Raw genomic sequence first — 23281 nt, 5'->3', positions numbered from 1 at the left:
GTAGAGGTTCAGGTCGTAGGCTGCGATGCGCGGGGCGGCACGCCGGCCGGGGCAGGGCTCAGTGCTCTGACGGCTTCGGCGCCGCCGGCGGTGCCGTTGGTGCTGGTCGCGCTGGTTGCACTGGTCGCGGCGGTAGTGCCGCTGGTGTCGGTCAGCGCCGTCGCCACCCCCGCATCAGCGTCCGCCGGCGCGGACGGGAAGCCAAGCGCGGCAATGCCGTGGCTGCCGTCGGCGTATTCCGGGTAGACCCAGTCGTCGCCGCTGCGCACGAGGTTCCTGGGCGCAACGAATTCCGCCTCGGGCTGGCCCGCCAGGCGGCCTTCCATGTAACTGGCCCAGATCGGCAGGGCCGTGGTGGCGCCGAACTCGTGCCGGCCCAGGCTGCGGTTATCGTCGAATCCCATCCACGCCACCGTGACGATGCCAGACGCGTAGCCGGCAAACCAGCCATCGACCGAATCGTTAGTGGTGCCGGTCTTGCCTGCCACGTCCGCGCGCCGCAGGTAGCGTTGCAGGCCTGCGCCGGTGCCGCTGGTCACCACGCTGCGCAGCAGGCTGTTCATCACATAGGCATTGCGCTCGGGAATCACGCGGTGCGGCTGGGGTTCGCTGTCGGCGCTGAACAGCACGTTGCCCGCGCCGTCGCTGATGCGCTCGATCAGGTACGGCTCGGTGCGGTAGCCTTCGCTGGCGAAGACGCCATAGGCGGCGGCCAGCCGCAGCGGCGTGGTGGTGCCGGTGCCCAGGGCCAACGGCAGGTAGCGCGGCAGGCGCTGCTCGGAGAAGCCGAACTTGCCCGCATAGTCAACCGCATAGGGAATGCCGATCGTCTGCAAGGTCCGGATGGCAGGCAGGTTGCGCGACTCCGCCAGCGCCTGGCGCACGCTCACGGCGCCCAGGAAGCGGCCATCGTCGTTGCCCGGCTGCCAGCGCGACGAGGCATCCAGCGGCGCATCGTTGATCAGCGTGGTGGCCGACACGCCGCGCTCGAGCGCGGCGGAATAGATGAAGGGCTTGAACGTCGAGCCCGGCTGGCGCAGCGCCTGCGTGGCATGGTTGAAGCGGCTGGTGGCAAAGTCCGCGCCGCCGATCATGGCCTCGATGGCGCCCGATCTGCTGTCCAGCGAGACCAGCGCGGCCTGCGGCGCGGCTTGCTGGCCATGGCGCTTGCCATACTGGTCCAGGCCCGCGTGCACGGCCTCGTAGGCCAGGCTTTGCCGCACCGACGATACCGTGGTGTAGACATTGAGGCCGCGGGTATAGGCGGCCTCGCCAAAGCGGTCGTAGGCGAGCTGGCGGGCCAGCTCCGCCACGTACTCGGCGTGCCCGTCAAAGCGGCCGTTGTGCGAGCCGGCCACCTGCAGCGTTTGCGCGCGGGCCGCCTGGTATTGCTGGTGCGAGATCATGCCGAGCGCCTGCATGCGCCCCAGCACATATTGCTGGCGCAGCTTGGCGCGCGGGAAATTGACCACGGGATTCATGGTCGACGGCGCCTTGGGCAGGCCGGCCAGCATCGCGGTTTCCGCCAGCGACAGCGCATCCAGCGGCTTGCCGAAATACGCCTGCGCCGCGCTGCCAAAGCCATAGGCATGCTCGCCCAGGTAGACCTGGTTCATGTACAGCTCGAGGATGCGGTCTTTCGGCAGGGAGCGGTCGATCTTCCAGGCCAGCAGGATTTCATACCATTTGCGCGAGAGCGTTTTCTCGCGCGACAGGTAGAAGTTGCGCGCCACCTGCATGGTGATGGTGGAGGCGCCCTGGGCGTAGCCCTCGCCGATATTGGCCAGCGCGGCGCGGAAGATCCCGGGGATATCCACGCCGGCATGCTGGTAGAACTGATCGTCTTCCGCCGCCAGCAGCGCGTTGGACATCTGCTTGGGCATGCGCTCCAGCGGGACGAATTCGCGGTGCTCGGTGCCGAACTCGCCAATCAGCACGTTGTCGCTGGTAAAGATCCGCAGCGGCAGGTCGGGGCGGTAGTCCCGCAGCGCATCGACGGCGGGGAGTTGACGAAGGCTCACCACGGCGGCGAACCCAACTAGCAGGGTGGAGGCTGCAGCCAGCGCCAAAGCGACGCTTGCTGCCTTTGCAACGACTCGTTTCATGCGCGCATTCTACCTTGGGGCGAACTCAGGGATGCCGGGCATGCCGTCCGGGGCTTGCGCCGCTGCCGGTTCCACGCCATCGGCCCGGAGCACTTCCGGCACAACCGGCCGGGCGCCGGGCCGGCCCACGCGCTGTGCGAACTCCGCCAGCGCGTGCCAGGTCTCGGGCTGCTCGATGATGGTGAAATGGTTGGTGCCCGGCATCATCTGCCGCGCCACGTTGCCGGGCCAGGCAGCGATCAGGCGCTCCGAGCATGCGTGGGGCACCACCTCGTCGACCTCGGCCAGCAGCACCTTGGTGCTCTGCACCACCTTCTTGCAGTGAGCGATCGAGTCAAAGTGATGGCGCATCAGTTGCCGCAGCGGCACCAGCGGGAAGCGCTTGCGCACGATTTCCAGCAAGGAGTCGTACGGCGTGATCAGCTGCAGGCTCTCGAAATCCTGCAGGTCCGCCAGCTGGATGGCTACGCCGGTGCCCAGGCTGCGGCCGACCACGTGCACGCGCGTGCCGGGGAACATGCGGCGCAGGTGCAGCAGGAACTGGCTGGCGTCCGCCACGGCGGCTGCTTCGGAGGGCTGGCCGTCCGAGTGGCCCAGGCCGCGGTAGTCCATGGTGGCAAAGCCCACGTCCGGCGGCAGCCAGGCCAGGTATTGCATGGTGTCCAGTACGTCCTCGCCGCGCCCGGGCAGGTAGAACAGCAGGTCGCGCGCGGTTTGTGCGTCGCGCACGGTTTCCCCGGTTTGCGCGTCCTGGACGCCTTGGGCGCCGAAGACATAGCCGCGCAGGAAACCGCCCGGCACTTCGTGCGAGTAAGCGGAAATGCCCTCGGGCAGGTCCCGCGGCGGGCGGCGGCGGGCGTCGAACAGCAACCTGTCCTGGTTCAGCGTGAGGTAGGTCCAGTAGCAGGTGAAGCCGCCCGCAGTGAGCAGGACGGCGGCGAGGGCCTTGCGTGAATGGGGGGGCATGGGTTCGGAGGGTTTGTTCTGCCTGGCTTTACAGCGCAATGCGTGGGGGCGTTTCCTGGTGCTTTCTGGTGCTTCCTGGTGTTTCCTGGCGTCTCCCGGATCATTTTCCGGGGGGCACGGCATTCGACCGGGCAACCCGTGCGCAAGTTCTTGCCCGATTCTTGTACGATACGCCTCACATCAACGGCGGCCGGTGCGGCCGCGCACGGAGCCAAGGGCATGACCGGACAAAACGACCAGAAAGAGCAGAAAGACCAGCAAAACGACGTAGACAACCGCGCGGAAGAAGCCCGGGCGATGGAGCGTGTCGTCAACGCCACCCGCCAGGTGCAGGTGGCCTTTGCCGCGCTGCAGGGGCAGTTTGCGCCGCAGGGCAGCGGCAAGCCGTCAAAAATGGCGCTGCAGACCTTCGATGCGTCGCTGCAGGCGCTGGAAGATGCGCAAGCGGCATTTGACGACGTGCTGAACGACCTGCTCGACGGCAAGCGTTGATTCCGGCGGGCGCCGCCTCCGGCGCTCAGTGTGCGGGATAGGCCGCCACTTCGATCAGGTTCCCGTCCGGGTCCCGGCAATAGACCGAGGTCATCGGGCCGAGCGCGCCGGTGCGCGCCGCCGGTCCCGCCTCGATCGGCACATGGTGCGCAATCCAGTGCGCGATCACGCTCTCCAGCGTGTTGTGGGTGATAAAGCAGAGATCGTCGCTGCCGGTGGTCGGGTGAACGCCGGTGAACCACGCCACGGTGTCCGTATCGATCGGGCGCAGGTTGATCTTCTGCTGGCCGAAGCGCACCGAGACCCGCTTGCCGGTGCGCGATTCGAAGTCCTCGCGCCGCATGCCCAGCACGCTCTCGTACCACGCCGCGCTGGTCTCCACGTCCTTCACATTCAGGACGATATGGTCGAAGCGATCTATCACAATGCTCATCGTGCGCCTTTCGAGGGAGTGAAACGGGAGTGGCCGGGCGCGCAGCGCGCGTGCGGCAAACATGTACTTTACACCCGACTTCCCGGTGGTGCGTGCGCGTTGCGCGCCCGGCATGTGATAAGGTCTGGCGGCAAGGCCGCCATGCCGCCAGACAGGCCGGCACGAAAGACGGCCTGACCCGGCCACGCCGGGATCCAGAACAGGAGACCTGCCGCCATGAGCAGCACGCTTGCCAGCCACGCCGCAACGCCGCACGCCGATCCGGAGCGCCACATCCTGATTGCGCGCGCGCACGCGCGCTCCACCGGTTTCGGCCTCGAAGCCACCCATGCGGCGGACTATCAATCGCTGGGCGCGCGCGCGCTGCACGAACTGGTCGACGCCAACCAGATGCTGTACAAGCATGCGCTGCCGGTCATGGAAACCCTGCACGCGCAGATCGCCAATACCGAGAGCATGGTGCTGCTGACCGACAGCGGCGGCGTGATCCTGCACAGCCTGGGCGACGGCGATTTTGCCGACCGGGCCAGGCGCGTGGCCTTGGCGCCGGGCGTCTCGTGGGCGGAGTCGAGCAAGGGCACCAACGCCATCGGCACCGCGCTGGCCGAGGCCCGGCCGGCGGTGGTCCATGCCGACGAGCATTTCCTGCGTGCCAACCGCACGCTGACCTGTTCCTGCGTGCCGATCTCCGGGCCGTTTGGCCAAATGCTTGGGGCGCTCGACGTCAGCGGCGATCATCGCGGCTTCCACAAGCACACCATGGCGCTGGTGCGCATGTCGGCGCAGATGATCGAGAACCATCTGTTTTCCACCCATTTCACCGATGCCGCGCTGGTGCGCTTTCACGCGCGGCCGGAGTTCGTGGGCACGCTGTTCGAAGGCATGGCGGCGTTCGCGCCCGATGGCACCTTCCTGGCGGCCAACCGCAGCGGGCTGTTCCAGCTCGGCCTGTCTCCCGATACGCTGAACCGCCAGAGTTTTGCCGCCTTGTTCGGCATGCCGCTGGGCACCGCGCTCAAGCAGGGCGTCGATGCGCCGGGCCAGTTGTTGACACTGACCCTGCCAAGCCGTGTGCTCGTGTTCGCGCGCATCGCGCTGCTCGCGCCGCCGCGCCGCGCGCAGGCCGCGCGTGCAACCAAATCGGCAACTACCTCGGCGCTGGCCGCTCTCGATACCGGGGATGCTCGCATGGCCGCCGTGCTGCAGCGGGTCGACAAGGTGCGCGGACGTGATATTCCCATCCTGGTGCTGGGCCGCACCGGTACCGGCAAGGAGTGGCTGGCGCGCGCCATCCATCGCGATTCGCCACGCGGCGCGGCGCCATTCGTGGCCGTGAATTGCGCGTCGATCCCGGAGTCCCTGATCGAGGCGGAGCTGTTCGGTTACGAGGACGGGGCGTTCACCGGCGCGCGGCGGCGTGGCAGCCCGGGCAAGCTGGTGCAGGCGCACGGCGGCACCTTGTTCCTTGATGAGATCGGCGACATGCCGCTGGCGCAGCAGGTGCGGCTCATGCGCGTGCTGCAGGAGCGCGCGGTGACCCCGCTGGGCGGCGCCCACGCGATTCCAGTGGATTTGCGCATCATCTGCGCCACCCACCGCGACCTGCGCGCCATGATCGCGGCAGGCACCTTCCGCGAGGATCTGTACTACCGCATCAATGCGCTATCGGTGACGCTGCCGGCGCTGCGCGAGCGCACCGACCTGCCGGTGCTGGTGGAGCGTATCCTGACGCAGCAACTCGCGCAGGCGGAGCACGGTGACGCGCATCCAACCCGCGTCGCCGCGGACGTGCTGGCGCATTTTCAGCGCCATCCCTGGCCGGGCAACCTGCGCCAGATGGTCAACGTGCTGCGCACCGCGGCCATCATGGCCGAAGGCGAAGAAGAGATTCGCGTGGAGCATCTGCCGGAGGATTTCGAGCGTGAGCCGATGTTCGCGCAGGACAGCGACGCCGCATCAGCCTTCATGCCCCCGACGCCGGTGATGCCCGTGACCCCCGCCGGTACCCCCGAGCGCCTGCGCGATCGGGAAGCCGCCATGATCCACCAGGCGCTGGCGCGCCACGGCGGCAACGTCAGCCTGGCCGCGCGCGAGCTTGGCCTGTCGCGCAATACGATTTACCGGCGGCTAAAGAGGAGCTAAAGCGGGGCTAAAGCGCGGCGGATCAACACCGGTTTCACGTCGTGCCGGCGCGTCACGGCGCCGGCTCACGCTCCAGCCGCGCCGCCTCTTCATCGCTGAACAATGCGGAGCGCGTCAGGAACCGCAACCCGGTCGGCCCTTCCAGCGAAAACATCCCGCCCGATCCGGGCACTACATCGATCACCAGCCGCGTGTGCTGCCAGTACTCGAACTGCGCGCGCGTCATGTAGAAATTCGCGCCACCGATCTCGCCGAGGCAGACATCGGCCTCGCCGATGATCAGGTCGCCGTCCGGGTAGCACATCGGCGCGCTGCCGTCGCAGCAGCCGCCCGACTGGTGGAACATCAACGCACCGTGCTGCGCGCGCAGGCGCTCGATCAGCGCCAGCGCGGCAGGCGTGGCGACGACGCGCTGCACGGCGTCGGGTGACTGGGGGGCGGGCATCGTGCGGCTCCTTGCCTTCAGGTGGCAACTTCAGGTGGCAACTTTGGATGGCAAATTCGGATGGCAAATTCGGATGGCAACTTCGGATGGCAAATTCGGCTGGCAAACGTCAAGCAGCGAAGTCCATCACGACCCGGCCTTCGATATCGCCGGCGCGCATGCGCGTGAAGATCTCGTTGATCTTCTCCAGCGGCGCGGTGGACACGGTCGCCTTGACCGCCCCATGCGCGGCGAAGTCCAGCGACTCCTGCAGGTCGCTGCGGGTGCCGACGATGGAGCCGCGGATGGTAATGCCCTTGAGCACCACGTCGAAGATCGGGGTGGGGAAGTCCCCCGGTGGCAGGCCGTTGAGCGCAATCGTGCCGCCGCGCCGGACCATGCCGATCGCCTGGCCGAATGCCTTGGGCGACACCGCCGTCACCAGCGCGCCGTGCGCGCCGCCGATTTCTTTCTGCAGGAACGCCACGGGATCGGTGGTGCGCGCATTGACCGTGACCTCGGCACCGAGCTTGCGGGCGAGTTCGAGCTTCTTGTCGTCGATATCCACCGCGGCCACGCGCAGGCCCATGGCGCGCGCATATTGCACCGCCACATGGCCAAGCCCGCCGATGCCGGAGATCACGACCCATTGGCCCGGCCGAGTGTCGGTGACTTTCAAGCCCTTGTAGACGGTCACGCCCGCGCAAAGGATCGGCGCGATCTCCACGAAGCCCACGCTGTCCGGCAGCAGGCCCACGTAGTTGGGATCGGCCACCACGTATTCGCCATAGCCGCCGTTGACCGAGTAGCCGGTGTTTTGCTGCTTCTCGCACAGGGTTTCCCAGCCTTGCAGGCAGTGCTCGCAGTAGCCGCAGGCGCTGTACAGCCAGGGCACGCCGACGCGATCGCCTTCCTTCACGCGGCTCACGCCCGCGCCTACCGCGGAGACATAGCCCACGCCTTCGTGGCCGGGAATAAAGGGCAGGGTCGGTTTGACCGGCCAGTCGCCTTCGGCGGCATGCAGGTCGGTGTGGCATACGCCGGAAGCTTCAATCTTGACCTGGATCTGGCCGCGCCCGGGTTGCGGCACGGGCACTTCATCGATCGTGAGCGGGGCGCCGAACTCCCGCACCACGGCGGCTTTCATCATCGCTGTCATCTCGACTCCTGATTCTGTTGGCAAGGACGCCCGCGCTGCGCGGCGGCAAGCCGGCAGGGGCGGGCGGCATGTCGATCATGTCATGGGCGCAAGCGCCCATTCTTGCGCTGTATCAAAAGAAGCCGAGCGCGTTCGGGCTGTAGCTCACCAGCAGGTTCTTGGTCTGCTGGTAGTGGTCCAGCATCATGCGATGGTTCTCGCGCCCGATGCCGGATTGCTTGTAGCCGCCAAACGCCGCATGCGCCGGGTAGGCGTGATAGCAGTTGGTCCACACGCGGCCGGCCTGGATGCCGCGGCCCATGCGGAAGGCGCGTGCGCCGTCTCGCGTCCATACGCCGGCGCCTAGCCCGTAGAGCGTGTCGTTGGCGATTTCCAGCGCTTCTTCCTCATCCTTGAACGTGGTCACCGACACCACCGGGCCAAAGATCTCTTCCTGGAAAATGCGCATCTTGTTATGGCCCGAGAACACCGTGGGCTTGACGTAGTAGCCGCTCGCAAGGTCGCCACCCAGCGCGTTGCGCTCGCCGCCGATCAGGCATTGCGCGCCTTCCTGCTTGCCCAGGTCGATATACGACAGGATCTTCTCAAGCTGCTCCTGAGAAGCCTGCGCGCCGATCATGGTGGCCTTGTCGAGCGGGTGGCCTTGCTTGATCGCTGCCACGCGCTTGAGCGCGCGCTCCATGAAGCGCTCGTAGATCGACTCCTGGATCAGCGCGCGCGACGGGCAGGTGCAGACCTCGCCCTGGTTCAGCGCGAACATGGCGAAGCCTTCCAGCGCCTTGTCGAAGTAGGCGTCGTCGGCGGACAGCACGTCCTCGAAGAAGATGTTGGGCGACTTGCCACCCAGTTCCAGCGTGACCGGGATCAGGTTCTGCGAGGCGTACTGCATGATCAGCCGGCCGGTGGTGGTCTCACCGGTAAAGGCGATCTTGCTGATGCGCGAACTGGAGGCCAGCGGCTTGCCTGCCTCGAGCCCGAAGCCGTTGATCACATTGAGCACGCCCGGCGGCAGCAGGTCGCCGATGATTTCCATCAGCACCAGGATCGAGGCCGGCGTCTGCTCCGCGGGCTTGAGCACCACACAGTTGCCGGCGGCCAGCGCGGGCGCGAGCTTCCACGTGGCCATCAGGAGCGGGAAGTTCCACGGGATGATCTGGCCGACCACGCCCAGCGGCTCATGGAAGTGATAGGCCACGGTGTCGTGGTCGATCTCGGAAATGCCGCCTTCCTGCGCGCGGATGCAGCCGGCGAAGTAGCGGAAATGGTCCACCGCCAGCGGCAGGTCGGCCGCCGTGGTTTCGCGGATGGGCTTGCCGTTGTCGATGGTTTCGGCCACCGCCAGCGTGACCAGGTTGGCCTCGATGCGGTCAGCGATGCGGTTCAGGATGTTGGCGCGTTCGGTGGTGGAGGTGCGGCCCCAGGCGCCCTTGGCGCGGTGCGCGGCGTCCAGCGCGGCGTCCACGTCCTTCTGGTTGGAGCGCGGCACGCGCGTGAAGGGCTTGCCGGTGACCGGCGAGATCGCTTCAAAGTACTGGCCATCGGCCGGGGCCAGCCAGGCGCCGCCGATATAGTTTTCGTACTGTTCCTTGTAGGGATACGCAACGCCCAGCTGGGCGATTTCCGCCATGTTCATGTCTGTCTCCGTTCTGTGATGTCCGTCGTGCCGCGTTGTTCGCGCACAAGCATCCATCCGCAAAAGCCGTGCCTGGCGGACACGGCGCAGCGAGAACGGCGAAACCACGTAAAACCTGGCAAGCAGGAGGCTATGCAGGCGGCTTCCAGTGTGCCGCGGTGCGCCAAGGTGTACCAATCTGGAACAGCGTGTGGCGCCTTGGCACAGGGGATTGACGCCTAGCTGCCGCTGGCATGGATCAGGAACTCGCGCAGCGCATCGGCGGGCTTGTCCAGCTTGCGCCCGGGTTGCCACAGCAGGCCCAGTTCCATGTCCGGCACGCCCTCGGCAATCGGCCGCGCCTCGATCTGCTTGCCTTCCAGCGACCACGGGCGGTACACCATGTCGGACAGTACGGTCACGCCAAAGCTGTGCGCCACCAGCCCGCGCAGCCCCTCCATCGAACTGGTGCGAAAGGCGATCGATGGCGTCAGCCGCTTGCTGCGCCAGTAGCGCAGCGTGGAGCGCTCGCCTTCATCCACCGTCAGCAGGATGTAGGGATGCGCCGCGATGTCCTTCAGCGTCAGCCTGGGCAACGCCAGCAGGGGATGCGACGGCGACGCCCATAGCTGGCGCCGCGAGCGGATCAGCGTGTGGTGGGCAAAGCGTTGCAGCCTCTCGATATTGGACAGCAGCCCGATGCCAAGCTCGATCTCCCCGGCCAGCACCGCGCGCTCGATGCCGGGACGGTCCATGTCGTGCAGGTCGAAATCGATATCCGGGTAGTTGGTGCGAAACCGCGCCAGCAGGCCCGGCAGCAGGTAGCCCAGCACCGTGTAGGACGCCGCCAGGCGCACCGTGCCGCTCAGGTTGTGCGCCTGGAAGCGCGGCTCGCGCAACGTGTCCTGCACGGCATCCAGGATCTGCCGGGCGCGCTGATGCAGCCGGTGGCCCTCCGCCGTCAGGGCCACGCCGTGCGGCAGGCGGTCAAACAGGCGCACGCCAAGCTGCTGCTCGAGCATCAGCACGGCATTGGTAATGGCCGATTGCGACACATGCTCGGCGGTGGCGGCCATGGAGAACTGGCCGGTCTCCGCCGCCGCGGCGAAATAGCGGAACTGCCGCAGGGTAATTTCCTTGGCGATGCGCTGCCCGCCGTCTTCCTTCCCGTGCCGCTCTTTCGCCATATGCCACTCCGCTATGCGTTTTTCGGATACCAGCTCTCTGAATTCATGATTTTACGATATCGGCCAGCCTTCCTACACTCAGTGACAGCCCACAAGAGCACCCGGAGACAGCATCGATGAATGCCCCCCTATCCTCAGCCCAGCAAGATGCGCTAGCGTCGGTTTCCCTTGACGACAAATACACCCTGGAGAAAGGCCGCGTGTATCTCAGCGGCACCCAGGCGCTGGTGCGCCTGCCCATGCTGCAAAAGGCGCGCGACCTTGCCGCCGGACTGAATACGGCGGGCTTCATCTCCGGCTACCGCGGCTCCCCGCTGGGCGGCGTGGACCAGGCGCTGTGGAAGGCCAAGAAGCACCTGGCCGCCAGCGACGTGGTGTTCCAGCCCGGCGTGAACGAAGACCTGGCGGCTACCGCCGTGTGGGGCACCCAGCAGGTCAACCTGTTCCCGGACGCGACCCGCGACGGCGTGTTCTCGATGTGGTACGGCAAGGGCCCGGGCGTGGACCGCTCCATCGATGTGCTCAAGCACGCCAACTCGGCCGGCTCCGCAAAGCACGGCGGCGTGCTGCTGCTGGCGGGCGACGACCACGCCGCCAAGTCGTCCTCGGTGGCGCACCAGTCCGAGCATGTGCTGCTGGCCTCCGGCATTCCGGTGCTGTACCCGTCCAATGTGCAGGAATACCTCGACTACGGCCTGCACGGCTGGGCCATGAGCCGCTACTCCGGCCTGTGGGTATCGATGAAATGCGTGACCGACGTGGTGGAATCCACCGCCTCGGTGGAGGTCGATCCGGATCGCGTGCGGATCGTGCTGCCGGAAGACTTCGCCATGCCCGAGGGCGGCCTCAATATCCGCTGGCCAGATCCGCCGCTGGCGCAGGAAGCCCGCCTGCTCGACCACAAATGGTATGCGGCGCTGGCCTATATCCGTGCCAACAAGCTCAACCGCGTGGTGCTGGATTCGCCGAACGCGCGCTTTGGCATCATGACCGCCGGCAAGGCCTACCTCGACGTGCGCCAGGCGCTGTCGGACCTGGGCCTGGACGACGATACCTGCCGCCGTATCGGCATCCGCGTGTTCAAGGTGGGCTGCGTGTGGCCCCTGGACGCGCACGACGCGCGCGAGTTCGCCACCGGCCTGGAAGAGATCCTGGTGGTGGAAGAAAAACGCCAGATCCTCGAATACGCGCTCAAGGAAGAACTCTACAACTGGCGCGACGACGTGCGGCCCAAGGTCTACGGCAAGTTCGACGAGCGCGGCAACCACGGCGGCGAATGGTCGCTGCCGCGCGGCAACTGGCTGCTGCCGGCGCACTACGAGCTATCGCCCGCGCTGATCGCCAAGGCCATCGCCACCCGGCTGGAGAAGAGCGACCTGCCCACCGACGTGCGCGAGCGCATCGCCGCGCGCGTGGCGCTGATCGAGGCCAAGGAGCGCGAAGCCGCGCGCCCGCGCATCTCGGTGGAGCGCAAGCCCTGGTTCTGCTCGGGCTGCCCGCACAACACTTCCACCCGCGTGCCCGAAGGCTCGCGCGCGCTGGCCGGCATCGGCTGCCACTATATGGCGATGTGGATGGACCGCAATACCGACACCTTCAGCCAGATGGGCGGCGAGGGCGTGGCGTGGACCGGGCAGATGCATTTCACCGGCGAGAAGCATGTGTTCGTCAACCTCGGCGACGGCACCTATTTCCACTCGGGCCTGCTGGCGGTGCGCGCGTCCATCGCGGCCAAGGCCAATATCACCTACAAGATTCTGTTCAACGACGCCGTGGCGATGACCGGCGGCCAGCCGGTGGACGGCGTGCTGACGGTGCCGCAGATCGCTCACCAGGTGCTGGCCGAAGGCGCCAGCAAGATCGTGGTGGTCACCGACGAGCCCGAGAAATACGGCGACGGCGGCATGCTGCCCGCCAGCGTGACCGTGCACCACCGCGACCAGCTCGATGAGATCCAGGTCCAGCTGCGCGATACCGCCGGCGTCACCATCCTGATCTACGACCAGACCTGCGCCACCGAAAAACGCCGCCGCCGCAAGCGCGGCACCATGGCCGATCCCGCCAAGCGCGCGTTTATCAACGACGCGGTCTGCGAAGGCTGCGGCGACTGCTCGGTCAAGTCCAACTGCCTGTCGGTGGAGCCGCTGGAAACGCCGCTGGGCACGAAGCGCAAGATCAACCAATCGTCCTGCAACAAGGACTTCTCCTGCGTCAACGGCTTTTGCCCGAGCTTTGTCACGGCCGAAGGCGCGCAGGTGCGCAAGCCGGCCGCGGCGGGCGGCAAGGGCGCGCTCGCCGATTTCAGCGCGCTGCCGCAGCCGGCGCTCCCCACGCTGGAGCGGCCCTACGGCGTGCTGGTAACGGGCGTCGGCGGCACTGGCGTGGTCACCATCGGCGGCTTGCTCGGCATGGCCGCCCACCTGGAGCAAAAGGGCGTGACCGTGCTCGACATGGCCGGCCTGGCGCAGAAGGGCGGCGCGGTGATCAGCCACGTGCAGATCGCCCCGACCCCGGCCGCGCTGCACGCCACCCGCATCGCCACCGGCGAGGCACGGCTGGTGATCGGCTGCGACGCGATCGTCTCCGCCTCGCCCGAGGTCTTGTCCAAGACCCGGATCGACGTGACGGCAGCCGCCATCAACAGCGCCGATACGCCTACCGCCGACTTCATCAAGAACCCCAACTGGAAATTCCCGGGCGCCTCGGCCGAGCAAGACCTGCGCGCCAGCGTCGGCGACGCCTGCGCCTTTATCGACGCCAACGCGTGGGCCGTGAAGCTGCTGGCCGATTCGATCTACTCCAACCCGCTGCTGCTGGGCTTTGCCTGGCAAAAGGGCTGGGTCCCGTTGCGGCGCGAAAGCCTCGTGCGCGCCATCGAGCTGAACGGCGTAGCGGTGGAGAAGAACCTGCTGGCCTTCGACTGGGGCCGCTATCTGGCGCATCACGGCGAGGCTGCGCTCGCAGCGCAATTGCAGATCACGCCGCGTGCCCAGGTGGTGGCCATGCCGGAAACGCTCGATAGCGTCATCCGCCAGCGCGAAGCCCTGCTCACGGCCTACCAGAATCCGGCGTACGCCGCCCGGTATCGCGCCGCGGTCGAAAGCGTGCGCGCCGCCGAGAAGCGCGTGGGCGCCAACCCGCGCTTGCCGCTCGCCGAAGCCGTGGCGCGCAACCTGGCCAAGCTGATGGCCTACAAGGACGAGTACGAAGTCGCCCGCCTGTACGCCGACCCCGCCTTCCTGGACAAGCTGCGCGCGCAGTTCGAAGGCGAACCTGGCCGCGACTACCAGCTCAGCTTCCACCTGGCCCCCCCGCTGCTGGCAAAGCGGGACTCGCATGGCCACCTGGTCAAGCGCCGCTTCGGCCCGGCCATGCTGACCGCCTTCCGTCTGCTGGCACGCGCCAAGGGCTTGCGCGGCACCGCCTTCGACGTGTTCGGCAAGACCGCCGAGCGGCGCGCGGAACGCAAGCTGATCGAGGACTACATCGCGATGGCGGAGGAATTCGGCGCGACGCTGAATGCGGACCGGCTGGATACGGCGGTAGCGCTGGCAAGCCTGCCCGACGACATCCGCGGCTTCGGGCATGTCAAGGAAGCCAATATGGAGAAGGCGGCGGCGCGGCGTGTGGCGCTGCTGGCGCAGTATCGCGGGGCGGCGGCGCGGGTCGCGGCCTGAGCGGCTGCGGGCGCAATGGTTGGCGGGGCACGGACCGGGAGGGCGGGCGCTAGCTGTAGCGCAAGCGCTCCATCACGCTCCGCGCCGCTTCAACGCGGCTGAAAAACAATCATCGCCATCCCGGCAATCGCCACCGCCACCCCGGCCAGATCCCAGTGGCTAGGCTTCACCCCATCCACCAGCCAGAGCCACAGGATAGCCACCGCAATATAGATGCCGCCATAAGCCGCATAGACCCGCCCGGAAGCATCCGGGTGCAGCGACAGCAGCCAGGCGAACAGCGCCAGCGACAGCGCGCCTGGCACCAGCAGCCATGCGCTGGCACCCTGGCGCAGCCACAGGTAGGGGAAATAGCAGCCCAGTATTTCCGCGCAGGCCGTGATGAGGTAAAGGGCGAACGTCTTCATGCGGCGCAGGCGGGTGCGTCGCCGGCCCGGCTGGCGGCATCGTTGTCATCGTTCCTGGCGCGCTTGCGCGCGGGCCTGCGTTTGCCGCCCCCCAGCTCGCCGCCTTTGTAAGGCACCCGCCCCGACGGCACCACCGCCGACGCCAGTTCCACATGCCCTTCCTGGTCGTCGAAGAACATATGCGCGCCGAACGCCTGCAGCACTTGATCCTTGGGCAAGCCGCCGAGGAAGAAGGCTTCATCGATGCTGACGTTCCACGCGCGCAGGGTATGCACCACCCGGGTATGCGCCGGGCTGTTGCGCGCCGTCACGATGGCGATGCGCACCGGGCATTCCCCGGGCGGGAAATGCGACTGGATCTCCGCCAGCCGGAGCAGCAGCTTGGCGAACGGCCCCTCGGCCATGGCCTTGTGGCGGTGTTTTTGCTCATGCCGGACGAAGGCTTCCAGCCCTTTTTGCTTGAAGATCTGCTCGGACTCCGGCGAGAAGAGCACGGCATCGCCGTCAAAGGCAATACGGATCTGGCCGGCGGGGGCGTGATAATCGGCGGGCGCAGCGTACAGCTGGGCCGCGGCCACGCCGCCGTCGATGGCGGCCTGCACGTCGGTGGCCTCGCGCGAGAGGAACAGGTCCACCTTGAAGGCTTGCAGGTAGCGCGAGATCGATTCGCCGCCGGTGAATGCCGCGCGGGTGATGTCGAGCCGGTGGGTCTCGATGGCGTTGAACGCGCGCAGCCCGGTGTCCGGCGAATTGCGCGAGATCACCACCACCTCGACCAGCCTTCGGTCCGGGATCAGGTGATTGAGTCCGAGCAGCGCCTGCACCAGCGGAAAGGCCGTGCCCGGCAGCAGGGGTTCGTCCTCATGCTGGCGCTGGTAGGCGGAGTAGGACGCCACCCCCTCGGATTGATAGATGCCGTTCTCGTGCTCGAGGTCGAACAACGCCCGGGACGAGATGCCGATGACGAGTTTGTCTGTGAGATCGTAGGCCATGCCGCAGTATAAAGGCAGACGATTCGGCGCTGGCAATGCGCCGGGCAAGCTGCGGCAGGGCAGGGGGCGTCAGCCCATCGTGAAGCCATCCTTCAGCGTCTCGCGCAGGTAGTCCACAAACACGCGCACGGCGCGCGGCAGGTAGGGGCTGTAGGGGCGGATGGCGAACAGGTGGTCGCCAAAGGCCCCCGCCGGGCGCCAGTTGGGCAGCACCTTGACCAGCCTGCCGGCGGCCACGTCCGCCTGGGCGGTGAAGTCCGGCAGCAGGGCGATGCCCAGTCCGCCCAGCGCCGCCTCGCGCAGGGCCTCGCTGTTGTTGGCGGCAAAGCTGCCGTGGATGGCCACGCTGCGCCGCGGGCCGGCGCCGCGCAGCGGCTCGAAGCTCCAGGTGGGCGATTCGCCCCGCCGGAAGTAATGCAGGCAGGCATGCTCGGCCAGTTGCTCCGGGGTTTCGGGCGAGCCATGGCGCTTCAGGTAGCTGCGCGTTGCCACCAGCACCGTGTTCGTGCGGCATAGCGTCCAGGCGATATGCGTATCCGGCGCCACCGAGGCGTGCCGGATTGCCAGGTCGAAGCCCTCCTGCGCCAACGCGGTGAACTTGTCGGAAAACTCCATCTCGATCCGCACCTCCGGATAGGCCTTCAGGAAGGCCGGGATGCGCGGGACGATCTGCTGCCGGCCCAGCGCCACTGGCGCCGTGACCCGCAGCAAGCCGCGCGGCTCGCCGGCAAGATCGCGCACGCCGGCAAAACTGCGCTCGATGTCCGCGAAGGCGTTGCGTGTTGTGTCCGCGAGTTGCTGGCCGGCTTCGGTCAGCCGGACGCTGCGGGTGGTCCGCTGCACCAGCGGCACCCCGGCGCTGCGCTCCAGCTCCGCGATGCGCTGGCTCATCGCCCCCTTGCTCAGGCCCAGGCGCACGGCCGCGGCCGTGTAGCTGCCAAGCTCACCCAGCACGACCAGCGAGTAAAGGTGCGCCCAGTTGGGTTCTTTGTTTTCGTCTTCCATCGCGGCATTGTTTACTTTGCTAAACAATGAGTCAAGCCGCGCGGCATTGATGGGGGAAGGGGCCGTGACTACACTCGTCGCATTGGCTAATCCCTCCTACTCTTTCCCTCTCTTTTACTGGAAGGCAGCAACGTGAAGACTCCCATCGCATACACCGAAGGCGGCCAGCTGGGCCACTACATCAACGGCAGCCGGGTTGCCAGCGCCAGCGGCCGCGCGCAGGATGTCTTCAATCCGGCCACCGGCGCCGCCGCGCGCAGCGTGGCGCTGGGCTCGGCCGACGAAGCCGGCACCGCGGTTGCCGCCGCGGCTGCGGCCTTCGCGGCCTGGGCGGACACGCCCCCGATCCGCCGCGCGCGGGTCATGCAACGCTTCCTGCAACTGATGAACCAGCATCGCGACACGCTCGCGGCGATGATCACGGCGGAACACGGCAAGGTCTTTTCCGACGCGCAGGGCGAAGTCTCCCGGGGCATCGACATCATCGAGTTTGCCTGCGGTATTCCCCAGTTGCTCAAGGGCGACTACACGGACCAGGTCAGCACCGGGATGGACAACTGGACGCTGCGCCAGCCGCTGGGCGTGGTCGTTGGCATCACGCCGTTCAACTTCCCCTGCATGGTCCCGTGCTGGATGTTCCCGATCGCGCTGGCGGCCGGCAACACCTTTGTGCTCAAGCCCAGCGAGCGCGATCCCAGCGCCAGCCTGTTCATGGCGGATCTGCTGACCGAAGCCGGCTTGCCGGCCGGCGTGTTCAACGTGGTGCAGGGCGACAAGGTCGTGGTCGACGCACTGATCGCACATCCTGAGGTCAAGGCGGTGAGCTTTGTCGGCTCTACCCCGATCGCTCAGTACATCAGCGAGCGCTCGGCGCATTTCGGCAAGCGCGTGCAGGCGCTCGGCGGCGCCAAGAACCACCTGGTGGTCATGCCCGACGCGGACATCGAACAAGCCGTGGACGCCTTGATCGGCGCCGGCTACGGCTCGGCCGGCGAGCGCTGCATGGCGATCTCGATCGCCGTGCTGGTGGGCGATGTCGCGGACAAGATCCTGCCGCTGCTGGCCGAGCGCGTGAAGGCACTGGTGATCGGCAACGGCATGAACGCCGAGGCCGAGATGGGCCCCATCGTCACGCGCCAGGCCCTGGAGCGGATCGAAGGCTACGTCGGCCTCGGCGTGGCGGAAGGCGCCACGCTGGTGGTGGACGGGCGCGACTGCCGCGTGCCCGGCCATGAAGCAGGCTTCTTCACGGGCGGCACCTTGTTCGACAACGTGACCCCCGCCATGCGCATCTACAAGGAAGAAATCTTCGGCCCGGTGCTGGGCTGCGTGCGCGTGAAGGATTTTGCCCAGGCCGTGCAACTGGTCAACGACCATGAGTTCGGCAACGGCGTGGCCTGCTACACCAGCGACGGCGGCGTGGCGCGTGAGTTTGCGCGGCGCATCCAGGTCGGCATGGTCGGCATCAACGTGCCTATCCCGGTGCCGATGGCCTGGCACGGCTTTGGCGGATGGAAGCGCAGCCTGTTTGGCGACACCCACGCGTATGGCGAGGAAGGCGTGCGCTTCTACACCAAGCAGAAGTCGGTCATGCAGCGCTGGCCCGACAGCATCGGCAAGGGCGCCGAGTTCGCCATGCCTACGGCGAAGTAAGCTGCGGGCGGCGGCATGTTGGCGCGCTAATCCGAATCCGAATCCGAATCCGAATCCGAATATGGCCCACATGCCAGATCGATCCGCGTGCCAGTCCCGGCAGCACGTTGCGCTGCCAGCCGGCCAGCCGCAGCACGCTACGCTGCGGGCGGCCGGTGTTGCCTGCCAGTTCGGCAGCATCTGCCGCGGGCTCCTCCCTACAATCCAATAGAGAGGAACGAGGCCCACGGAGACCGCAATGCGTGCCCTGCCAAAGACAGCCGCCATCCAGATTGCCCCTGGCGAAGGGCACGACCCCGACATTGAGGAAACCAGCGAATGGCTCGACGCCCTGGCCGGCGTCTTCCGCACCGGCGGCGCGCCGCGTGCGCGCTTCCTGCTGGAGCGCCTTGCCGAGCATGCCAGCCATCTCGGCCTTGGCGAACGGGCCAATCCGTACTCGGCCTACCAGAACAGCATCGGCGTAGGCGAGCAGCCACGCTATCCCGGCGACCTTGCCATGGAGCAGCGGCTGACCTCGATCATCCGCTGGAACGCGCTGGCCATGGTGGTGCGCGCCAACAAGGCCTACGGCGAACTTGGCGGCCACCTTGCCAGCTATGCCTCCGCCGCCGAGATCTTCGAGGTGGGTTTCAATCACTTCTTCCGTGCCGACGATGGGGACCGCAAGGGCGACCTGGTCTACTTCCAGCCGCACTCCGCGCCGGGCGTCTATGCACGCGCCTTCCTGGAAGGCCGGCTGTCCGAGTCCCAACTGGCGAGCTACCGGCAGGAAACCGGCGGTGGCGGCCTCTCGTCCTATCCGCATCCCTGGCTGATGCCGGATTTCTGGCAATTCCCGACCGGCTCCATGGGCATCGGCCCGATCAGTGCCATCTACCAGGCCCGCTTCCTGCGGTATCTCGGGCATCGCGGCATTGCCGACACCGCTGCGCGGCGCGTGTGGGGCGTGTTCGGGGATGGCGAGATGGACGAGCCGGAGTCGCTTGCCGCGCTCTCGCTGGCGGCGCGCGAGAAGCTCGACAACCTTACCTTCGTCATCAACTGCAACCTGCAGCGGCTCGATGGCCCGGTGCGCGGCAACGGCCAGGTGATCCATGAGCTGGAGGCGCTGTTCGGCGGCGCCGGCTGGCACGTCGTCAAGGTGGTCTGGGGTTCCGAGTGGGATGCGCTGTTTGCGCGCGACACCCATCACGCGCTGCTGCGGCGCTTTGCGGCGATGGTGGACGGCGAGTACCAGAACCTCGGGGCCAAGGATGGCGACTACAACCTGGCCCACTTCTTCAACACGGACCCCGAGCTCAAGGCCCTGGTCGCCAGCATGAGCAGCGCGGATATCGACGCGCTGCGCCGGGGCGGCCATGACTTTCGCAAGCTGTACGCCGCATTCCAGGATGCGCAGGCGCACCAGGGCAAGCCCACCGTGATCCTCGCCAAGACCAAGAAGGGCTACGGCATGGGCGAAGCGGGCGAATCCCGCATGACGGCGCACCAGCAGAAGAAGCTTGATATCGACGCGCTGCTTGCCTTCCGCGACCGCTTTGCGCTACCGCTGGACGACGATGCCGTGGCGCAGCTGCGCTTCTACAAGCCGGCCGACGACAGCCCGGAGATGACCTACCTCCATGCGCGCCGGCAAGCGCTGGGCGGCTACCTGCCGGCCCGCGCGCGCACCGCGCCCGCGCTGCGCATGCCCGAGCTGATGCAGTATGGCCGCTTCGCCATGGAGCCGGACGAGCGCGCCGTCTCCACCACCACGGGCGTGGTGCGCCTGTTCACCAACCTGATCAAAGACAAGGACGTCGGCCCGCGCGTGGTGCCCATCGTGGCCGACGAAGCGCGCACCTTCGGCATGGCCAACCTGTTCCGGCAGATCGGCATCTACTCGCCGGTGGGCCAGCTCTACGAGCCGGAAGACGCCGGCTCGATGCTGTACTACAAGGAAAGCCAGCAAGGGCAACTGCTGGAAGAAGGCATCACCGAAGCCGGCGCGCTGGCGTCGTGGACGGCCGCGGCAACGTCATACAGCGTGAGCGGCGTCGCCATGCTCCCGTTCTATATCTACTACTCGATGTTCGGCTTCCAGCGCGTCGGCGACCTGATCTGGGCGGCGGCGGACCAGCGCGCGCGCGGCTTCCTGATCGGCGCCACCGCCGGGCGCACCACGCTTGCCGGCGAAGGCCTGCAGCACCAGGACGGCACCAGCCAGCTGATCGCCGCCACGGTGCCGAACTGCCGCGCCTACGATCCTGCCTTCGCCAGCGAAGCCGCGGTCATCATCCACCACGGCGCGCGCAGCATGCTGGAAGCGCAGCGCGACGAGTTCTACTACCTGACCGTCAACAACGAGAACTACGTGCAGGCGCCGCTGCGCGAGGACGCGCACGGCGACGTGATCAAGGGCATGTACCTTTTCGGCACGCGCGGCCCCGAAGGCGCTGCCACCAGCGTGAGGCTGCTCGGCTCGGGCGCCATCCTGCGCGAAGTCATCGCCGCCGCGGACCTGCTGGCAAGCGACTGGGACATCAAGTCAGAGATCTGGAGCGTGACCAGCTTCTCCGAACTGGCCAGGGACGCCCGCGAATGCGAGCGCGCCAGCCTGTTCGCCAGCGGCGGCGAAACGCAGAGCCATTTGCAGCGCTCGCTGCCGGGCGCTACCCCTGTCATCGCCGCCACCGACTACGTGCGGGCCTATGCGCAGCTCATCGCCTCGTACCTGCGCGCGCCGTTCACCGCGCTTGGCACGGACGGCTTCGGCCGCAGCGACACGCGCGCCGCGCTGCGCCGCTTCTTCGAGATCGACCGCTACCACGTGGCGATTGCCGCGCTGCGGTCGATTTCTCCGGCGCTGCATGCCAAGGGGCTGGAGCGCTATGGCGTGAAGATGGAGGTGGATGCGCCCTGGGCGCGTTAAGCCAGCGCCTGCGCGCTAGCTGCCAGCAAGTCCGTCGTATCCTCAACGCCCGCGCTGAGGAGCCGCGAATCAGCATCACGGCCTCCTTGCGCATTGGCGCGCGCAAACGCATCACTCGGGCATCACTCGTTTGCTGGCGACGGCAGCCGCACAATGTCGCGGATGCTATCGCAAGCCGAATGTCTTCTTCGGCACGGCCGGCTTCCGCAAGGCCTCCTGAAATTCCCTGCGTCCTATCCCCGGGGTGCGGTGCTCCGGGATTTGTCATTGGAGTAGCCATGGCTTGCGTCGTCACTGAAGCTTGCATCAACTGCCGCTATGGAGATTGCGCGGAAGTCTGCCCCGTGCATGCGTTCCATCAGGGGCCGAACTTTATGGTGATCGACCCGTCGGTATGCCTGAATTGCACGATCTGCACCCTGGTGTGCCCGGTCAATGCCATCAAGAATGACTATGACCTGACGGAGAAGGAGCTCGGCTTCGTTGAACTCAATGACAAGTTGGCGAGGAAGTGGCCGGTGGTGAAAATCGGGGACGGGCCGCTGCCGGATGCCGACGATTGGGCGTTTCTGGAAAACAAGAGGGCGTTGCTGGTTTAGGGAGCAGGTTGAGGGTATATCGCGACGGAGAGCCGCCTTGCAAGCGGTCAGCCGTGTGGAGGATCAGAAAGCTCTCGGCACAGCCCATCGTCCCTGCCCTCTGGTGGCAGCACAACGATCGAGCGCGCGCAGCTAACGGGCCTTGGTGTCGATGGCAAGGCTGGTAAATGATTGTTGCAAAATCGAACAGAATGTCAGGTGCCTCGGCGCTACAGTGGCCCTTCCCATGCCTGAAGGCGTTTTTTGGAGGTACACGAATGAAGCAACATCTGGCGAAATCCTTGTTGATGGCTGGCGCAATGATCGCGTCCTATCCGCTATTCGCGCAGCAGGCCCAGCCCATTCAGCCGACCCAGCCGATGCAATCCAGCCAACCGGCGCAATCCATCCAGTCGGTGCCATCCGCCCAGCCAATGCAAGCCATGCCGGCGACAGCGCCGTCGGCCCAGGAGGCGCTGCCGGCCGCACGCGATGTCTATGCGCAGGGGGCCGAACAACCGGCGCAGGCGGGCATGGCGCCTGCACCAGCCGACCCGACACTGGCCCGCAGCCCCAACCCTGCAATGGACCCCGCCAGCATGAGCCTGGCTCCCGACGCGCTCGGAACGCGCCTTGGCCAGCGCAATCCTTTCCTCGACGGCGCTTGAGCGCCTATCCGCATTCTTGCGCGCTGTCAGTCTTGACCATCCCTTCGGTGTGCAACGCCCGGTGAACCCGGCAGCGCTTGGCGATGGCATGCAGCGCGGCGCGCTGGTCCGCGTCGAGCGGGCCGCGCGTCCATCGCGTGCTCGCTCGGTTGATCGGAAATATCTGGTTGCGTGGCCAAGCCCTTGGTTTGCGCAGGAACATGCAGAACGGCGCGCTGCCTCAACGCCCCTTGCCCGCCTGCGCGCGCAGCGCCTTCACATTGTCCGCACTCACGTCGCCAGGTTGGCCGCCATAGCTTGCCCGCAGGTAGCTAGCCAGGTCGGTCAGTTCCGCGTTGCTCAGGCGCGAGGCAAAGCCGGGCATGTCCTGCATGCTCTCCAGTCTGGGCCAATTTCGTGCTTCGATGCTGTCGAGAATGGACACGATCAGGTTATGCGGATCCGCGTTGCGCACGGTGGATTTGCCCAGCATCGCCACCGCCACATGTGGATTGCCGTCACCCTCGCGGCCATATGCGCACCACCCATTCGGCGAGGCGATCCATGATCGCAGCTGCCAGGAGGTATCCAAACCGGCCGTCGGCTCCGCAGCAAAGCGAGCCGCGAGCGAGCGCTTGCGTCCGTTACTTCACGCCACCGCTCGCCATCCTCGTCCATCCATCCCCATAGCTTCGCAAAACCCGCGCGCCATCGGACCACTTCGCGGTTTCCTCCATCGAGGCTTATTCGGTGCCCGCCAGCGCGCGTGTGGGCACACACACAATCACGCGGACTATGGCCGGCATCGAGTAACCCTAAACGGGAAGAGCCAACTGGGTAGCGGCGGGACGAGGTCGCTTCCCGGCCAAACACAGACATTCGAAGACC

General features: G+C 66.8%; 18 protein-coding genes. 7 read left to right on the top strand and 11 right to left on the bottom strand.

What is annotated here, in order from left to right:
• Nucleotides 1-8: 8 nt before the first annotated feature.
• Together RR42_RS34290 and RR42_RS34285 are read right to left on the bottom strand one after the other, a co-directional pair.
• Entirely contained in the window at nt 9-2105 is a 2097-nt protein-coding gene (locus RR42_RS34290; protein ID WP_052495159.1) for a penicillin-binding protein 1A, read from the bottom strand.
• A gap of 9 nt (nt 2106-2114) precedes the next feature.
• Complete coding sequence (locus tag RR42_RS34285) at nt 2115-3071, bottom strand: alpha/beta hydrolase (RefSeq protein ID WP_043356559.1); 957 nt, start codon at nt 3069-3071, stop codon at nt 2115-2117.
• Nucleotides 3072-3290: 219 nt separating this feature from the next.
• On the opposite strand from RR42_RS34285, the gene RR42_RS34280 reads away from it, so the two are divergent.
• Nucleotides 3291-3563, top strand: coding sequence for a hypothetical protein (locus RR42_RS34280; protein ID WP_043356557.1), 273 nt, complete (start codon nt 3291-3293; stop codon nt 3561-3563).
• A gap of 25 nt (nt 3564-3588) precedes the next feature.
• Here the strand turns inward: RR42_RS34280 and RR42_RS34275 are convergent, their stop codons facing one another.
• Nucleotides 3589-3996 (bottom strand): VOC family protein, encoded by a 408-nt coding sequence (locus RR42_RS34275; protein ID WP_043356554.1) that lies wholly within the window; start codon nt 3994-3996, stop codon nt 3589-3591.
• 216 nt (nt 3997-4212) lie between these two features.
• On the opposite strand from RR42_RS34275, the gene RR42_RS34270 reads away from it, so the two are divergent.
• A complete protein-coding gene (locus tag RR42_RS34270; RefSeq protein ID WP_043356553.1) occupies nt 4213-6138 on the top strand; it encodes a sigma-54-dependent Fis family transcriptional regulator in 1926 nt (641 codons plus the stop codon).
• Nucleotides 6139-6190: 52 nt separating this feature from the next.
• Here RR42_RS34270 and RR42_RS34265 read toward each other — a convergent pair whose 3' ends face one another.
• The 4 genes from RR42_RS34265 to RR42_RS34250 form a co-directional block, all read right to left on the bottom strand.
• Entirely contained in the window at nt 6191-6583 is a 393-nt protein-coding gene (locus RR42_RS34265; protein ID WP_043356552.1) for a DUF779 domain-containing protein, read from the bottom strand.
• 109 nt (nt 6584-6692) lie between these two features.
• Entirely contained in the window at nt 6693-7721 is a 1029-nt protein-coding gene (gene adhP, locus RR42_RS34260; RefSeq protein WP_043356550.1) for an alcohol dehydrogenase AdhP, read from the bottom strand.
• 112 nt (nt 7722-7833) lie between these two features.
• Complete coding sequence (gene adh, locus RR42_RS34255) at nt 7834-9354, bottom strand: aldehyde dehydrogenase (RefSeq protein WP_043356548.1); 1521 nt, start codon at nt 9352-9354, stop codon at nt 7834-7836.
• 218 nt (nt 9355-9572) lie between these two features.
• Nucleotides 9573-10520, bottom strand: coding sequence for a LysR family transcriptional regulator (locus RR42_RS34250; RefSeq protein WP_052495158.1), 948 nt, complete (start codon nt 10518-10520; stop codon nt 9573-9575).
• 116 nt (nt 10521-10636) lie between these two features.
• On the opposite strand from RR42_RS34250, the gene RR42_RS34245 reads away from it, so the two are divergent.
• Nucleotides 10637-14197: an indolepyruvate ferredoxin oxidoreductase family protein gene (locus RR42_RS34245; protein ID WP_043356546.1), complete on the top strand. Its 3561-nt coding sequence runs from the start codon at nt 10637-10639 to the stop codon at nt 14195-14197.
• Between the two features lie 89 nt (nt 14198-14286).
• Here RR42_RS34245 and RR42_RS34240 read toward each other — a convergent pair whose 3' ends face one another.
• The 3 genes from RR42_RS34240 to RR42_RS34230 all read right to left on the bottom strand — a co-directional run bounded on the left by RR42_RS34240 (nt 14287) and on the right by RR42_RS34230 (nt 16601).
• The gene (locus RR42_RS34240; RefSeq protein WP_043356543.1) at nt 14287-14604 is read right to left on the bottom strand and encodes a YnfA family protein; all 318 of its coding nucleotides are present in this window, start codon (nt 14602-14604) and stop codon (nt 14287-14289) included.
• Entirely contained in the window at nt 14601-15596 is a 996-nt protein-coding gene (locus RR42_RS34235) for a 5'-nucleotidase (RefSeq protein ID WP_043356541.1), read from the bottom strand. The genes RR42_RS34240 and RR42_RS34235 overlap by 4 nt, the downstream gene beginning before the upstream one ends.
• A gap of 69 nt (nt 15597-15665) precedes the next feature.
• Entirely contained in the window at nt 15666-16601 is a 936-nt protein-coding gene (locus tag RR42_RS34230; RefSeq protein WP_043356539.1) for a LysR family transcriptional regulator, read from the bottom strand.
• A 132-nt stretch (nt 16602-16733) separates the two neighbouring features.
• Here RR42_RS34230 and RR42_RS34225 point away from each other — a divergent pair, with 132 nt between their 5' ends.
• The 4 genes from RR42_RS34225 (at nt 16734) to RR42_RS34210 (ending at nt 22414) form a co-directional block, all read left to right on the top strand.
• The gene (locus RR42_RS34225; protein WP_043356536.1) at nt 16734-18254 is read left to right on the top strand and encodes a CoA-acylating methylmalonate-semialdehyde dehydrogenase; all 1521 of its coding nucleotides are present in this window, start codon (nt 16734-16736) and stop codon (nt 18252-18254) included.
• Nucleotides 18255-18492: 238 nt separating this feature from the next.
• On the top strand, nt 18493-21168 hold the full coding sequence (gene mdeB, locus RR42_RS34220; RefSeq protein ID WP_043356533.1) for an alpha-ketoglutarate dehydrogenase: 2676 nt from the start codon (nt 18493-18495) through the stop codon (nt 21166-21168).
• A 278-nt stretch (nt 21169-21446) separates the two neighbouring features.
• Entirely contained in the window at nt 21447-21767 is a 321-nt protein-coding gene (locus RR42_RS34215; protein WP_043356530.1) for a DUF3470 domain-containing protein, read from the top strand.
• A 257-nt stretch (nt 21768-22024) separates the two neighbouring features.
• Entirely contained in the window at nt 22025-22414 is a 390-nt protein-coding gene (locus tag RR42_RS34210; protein WP_043356528.1) for a hypothetical protein, read from the top strand.
• A 220-nt stretch (nt 22415-22634) separates the two neighbouring features.
• Here the strand turns inward: RR42_RS34210 and RR42_RS34205 are convergent, their stop codons facing one another.
• Nucleotides 22635-22985, bottom strand: coding sequence for a c-type cytochrome (locus RR42_RS34205; protein WP_043356525.1), 351 nt, complete (start codon nt 22983-22985; stop codon nt 22635-22637).
• Nucleotides 22986-23281: the final 296 nt, after the last annotated feature.

The sequence above is a fragment of the Cupriavidus basilensis genome (assembly GCF_000832305.1).
Taxonomy (GTDB): domain Bacteria; phylum Pseudomonadota; class Gammaproteobacteria; order Burkholderiales; family Burkholderiaceae; genus Cupriavidus; species Cupriavidus basilensis_F.
The sequence above is the reverse complement of the archived record's forward strand: the minus strand, read 5'-3'. Positions and strand labels throughout refer to the sequence as shown.

Excerpts from the sequence above, each read along its gene's own strand:
- RR42_RS34280 (WP_043356557.1), top strand. The coding sequence starts at position 3,291 with ATGACCGGACAAAACGACCAGAAAGAGCAGAAAGACCAGCAAAACGAC.
- RR42_RS34270 (WP_043356553.1), top strand. The coding sequence starts at position 4,213 with ATGAGCAGCACGCTTGCCAGCCACGCCGCAACGCCGCACGCCGATCCG.
- RR42_RS34250 (WP_052495158.1), bottom strand. The coding sequence starts at position 10,520 with ATGGCGAAAGAGCGGCACGGGAAGGAAGACGGCGGGCAGCGCATCGCC.
- RR42_RS34240 (WP_043356543.1), bottom strand. The coding sequence starts at position 14,604 with ATGAAGACGTTCGCCCTTTACCTCATCACGGCCTGCGCGGAAATACTG.
- RR42_RS34245 (WP_043356546.1), top strand. The coding sequence starts at position 10,637 with ATGAATGCCCCCCTATCCTCAGCCCAGCAAGATGCGCTAGCGTCGGTT.
- mdeB (WP_043356533.1), top strand. The coding sequence starts at position 18,493 with ATGCGTGCCCTGCCAAAGACAGCCGCCATCCAGATTGCCCCTGGCGAA.
- adh (WP_043356548.1), bottom strand. The coding sequence starts at position 9,354 with ATGAACATGGCGGAAATCGCCCAGCTGGGCGTTGCGTATCCCTACAAG.
- adhP (WP_043356550.1), bottom strand. The coding sequence starts at position 7,721 with ATGACAGCGATGATGAAAGCCGCCGTGGTGCGGGAGTTCGGCGCCCCG.
- RR42_RS34210 (WP_043356528.1), top strand. The coding sequence starts at position 22,025 with ATGAAGCAACATCTGGCGAAATCCTTGTTGATGGCTGGCGCAATGATC.
- RR42_RS34235 (WP_043356541.1), bottom strand. The coding sequence starts at position 15,596 with ATGGCCTACGATCTCACAGACAAACTCGTCATCGGCATCTCGTCCCGG.
- RR42_RS34290 (WP_052495159.1), bottom strand. The coding sequence starts at position 2,105 with ATGAAACGAGTCGTTGCAAAGGCAGCAAGCGTCGCTTTGGCGCTGGCT.
- RR42_RS34265 (WP_043356552.1), bottom strand. The coding sequence starts at position 6,583 with ATGCCCGCCCCCCAGTCACCCGACGCCGTGCAGCGCGTCGTCGCCACG.
- RR42_RS34215 (WP_043356530.1), top strand. The coding sequence starts at position 21,447 with ATGGCTTGCGTCGTCACTGAAGCTTGCATCAACTGCCGCTATGGAGAT.
- RR42_RS34285 (WP_043356559.1), bottom strand. The coding sequence starts at position 3,071 with ATGCCCCCCCATTCACGCAAGGCCCTCGCCGCCGTCCTGCTCACTGCG.
- RR42_RS34230 (WP_043356539.1), bottom strand. The coding sequence starts at position 16,601 with ATGGAAGACGAAAACAAAGAACCCAACTGGGCGCACCTTTACTCGCTG.
- RR42_RS34275 (WP_043356554.1), bottom strand. The coding sequence starts at position 3,996 with ATGAGCATTGTGATAGATCGCTTCGACCATATCGTCCTGAATGTGAAG.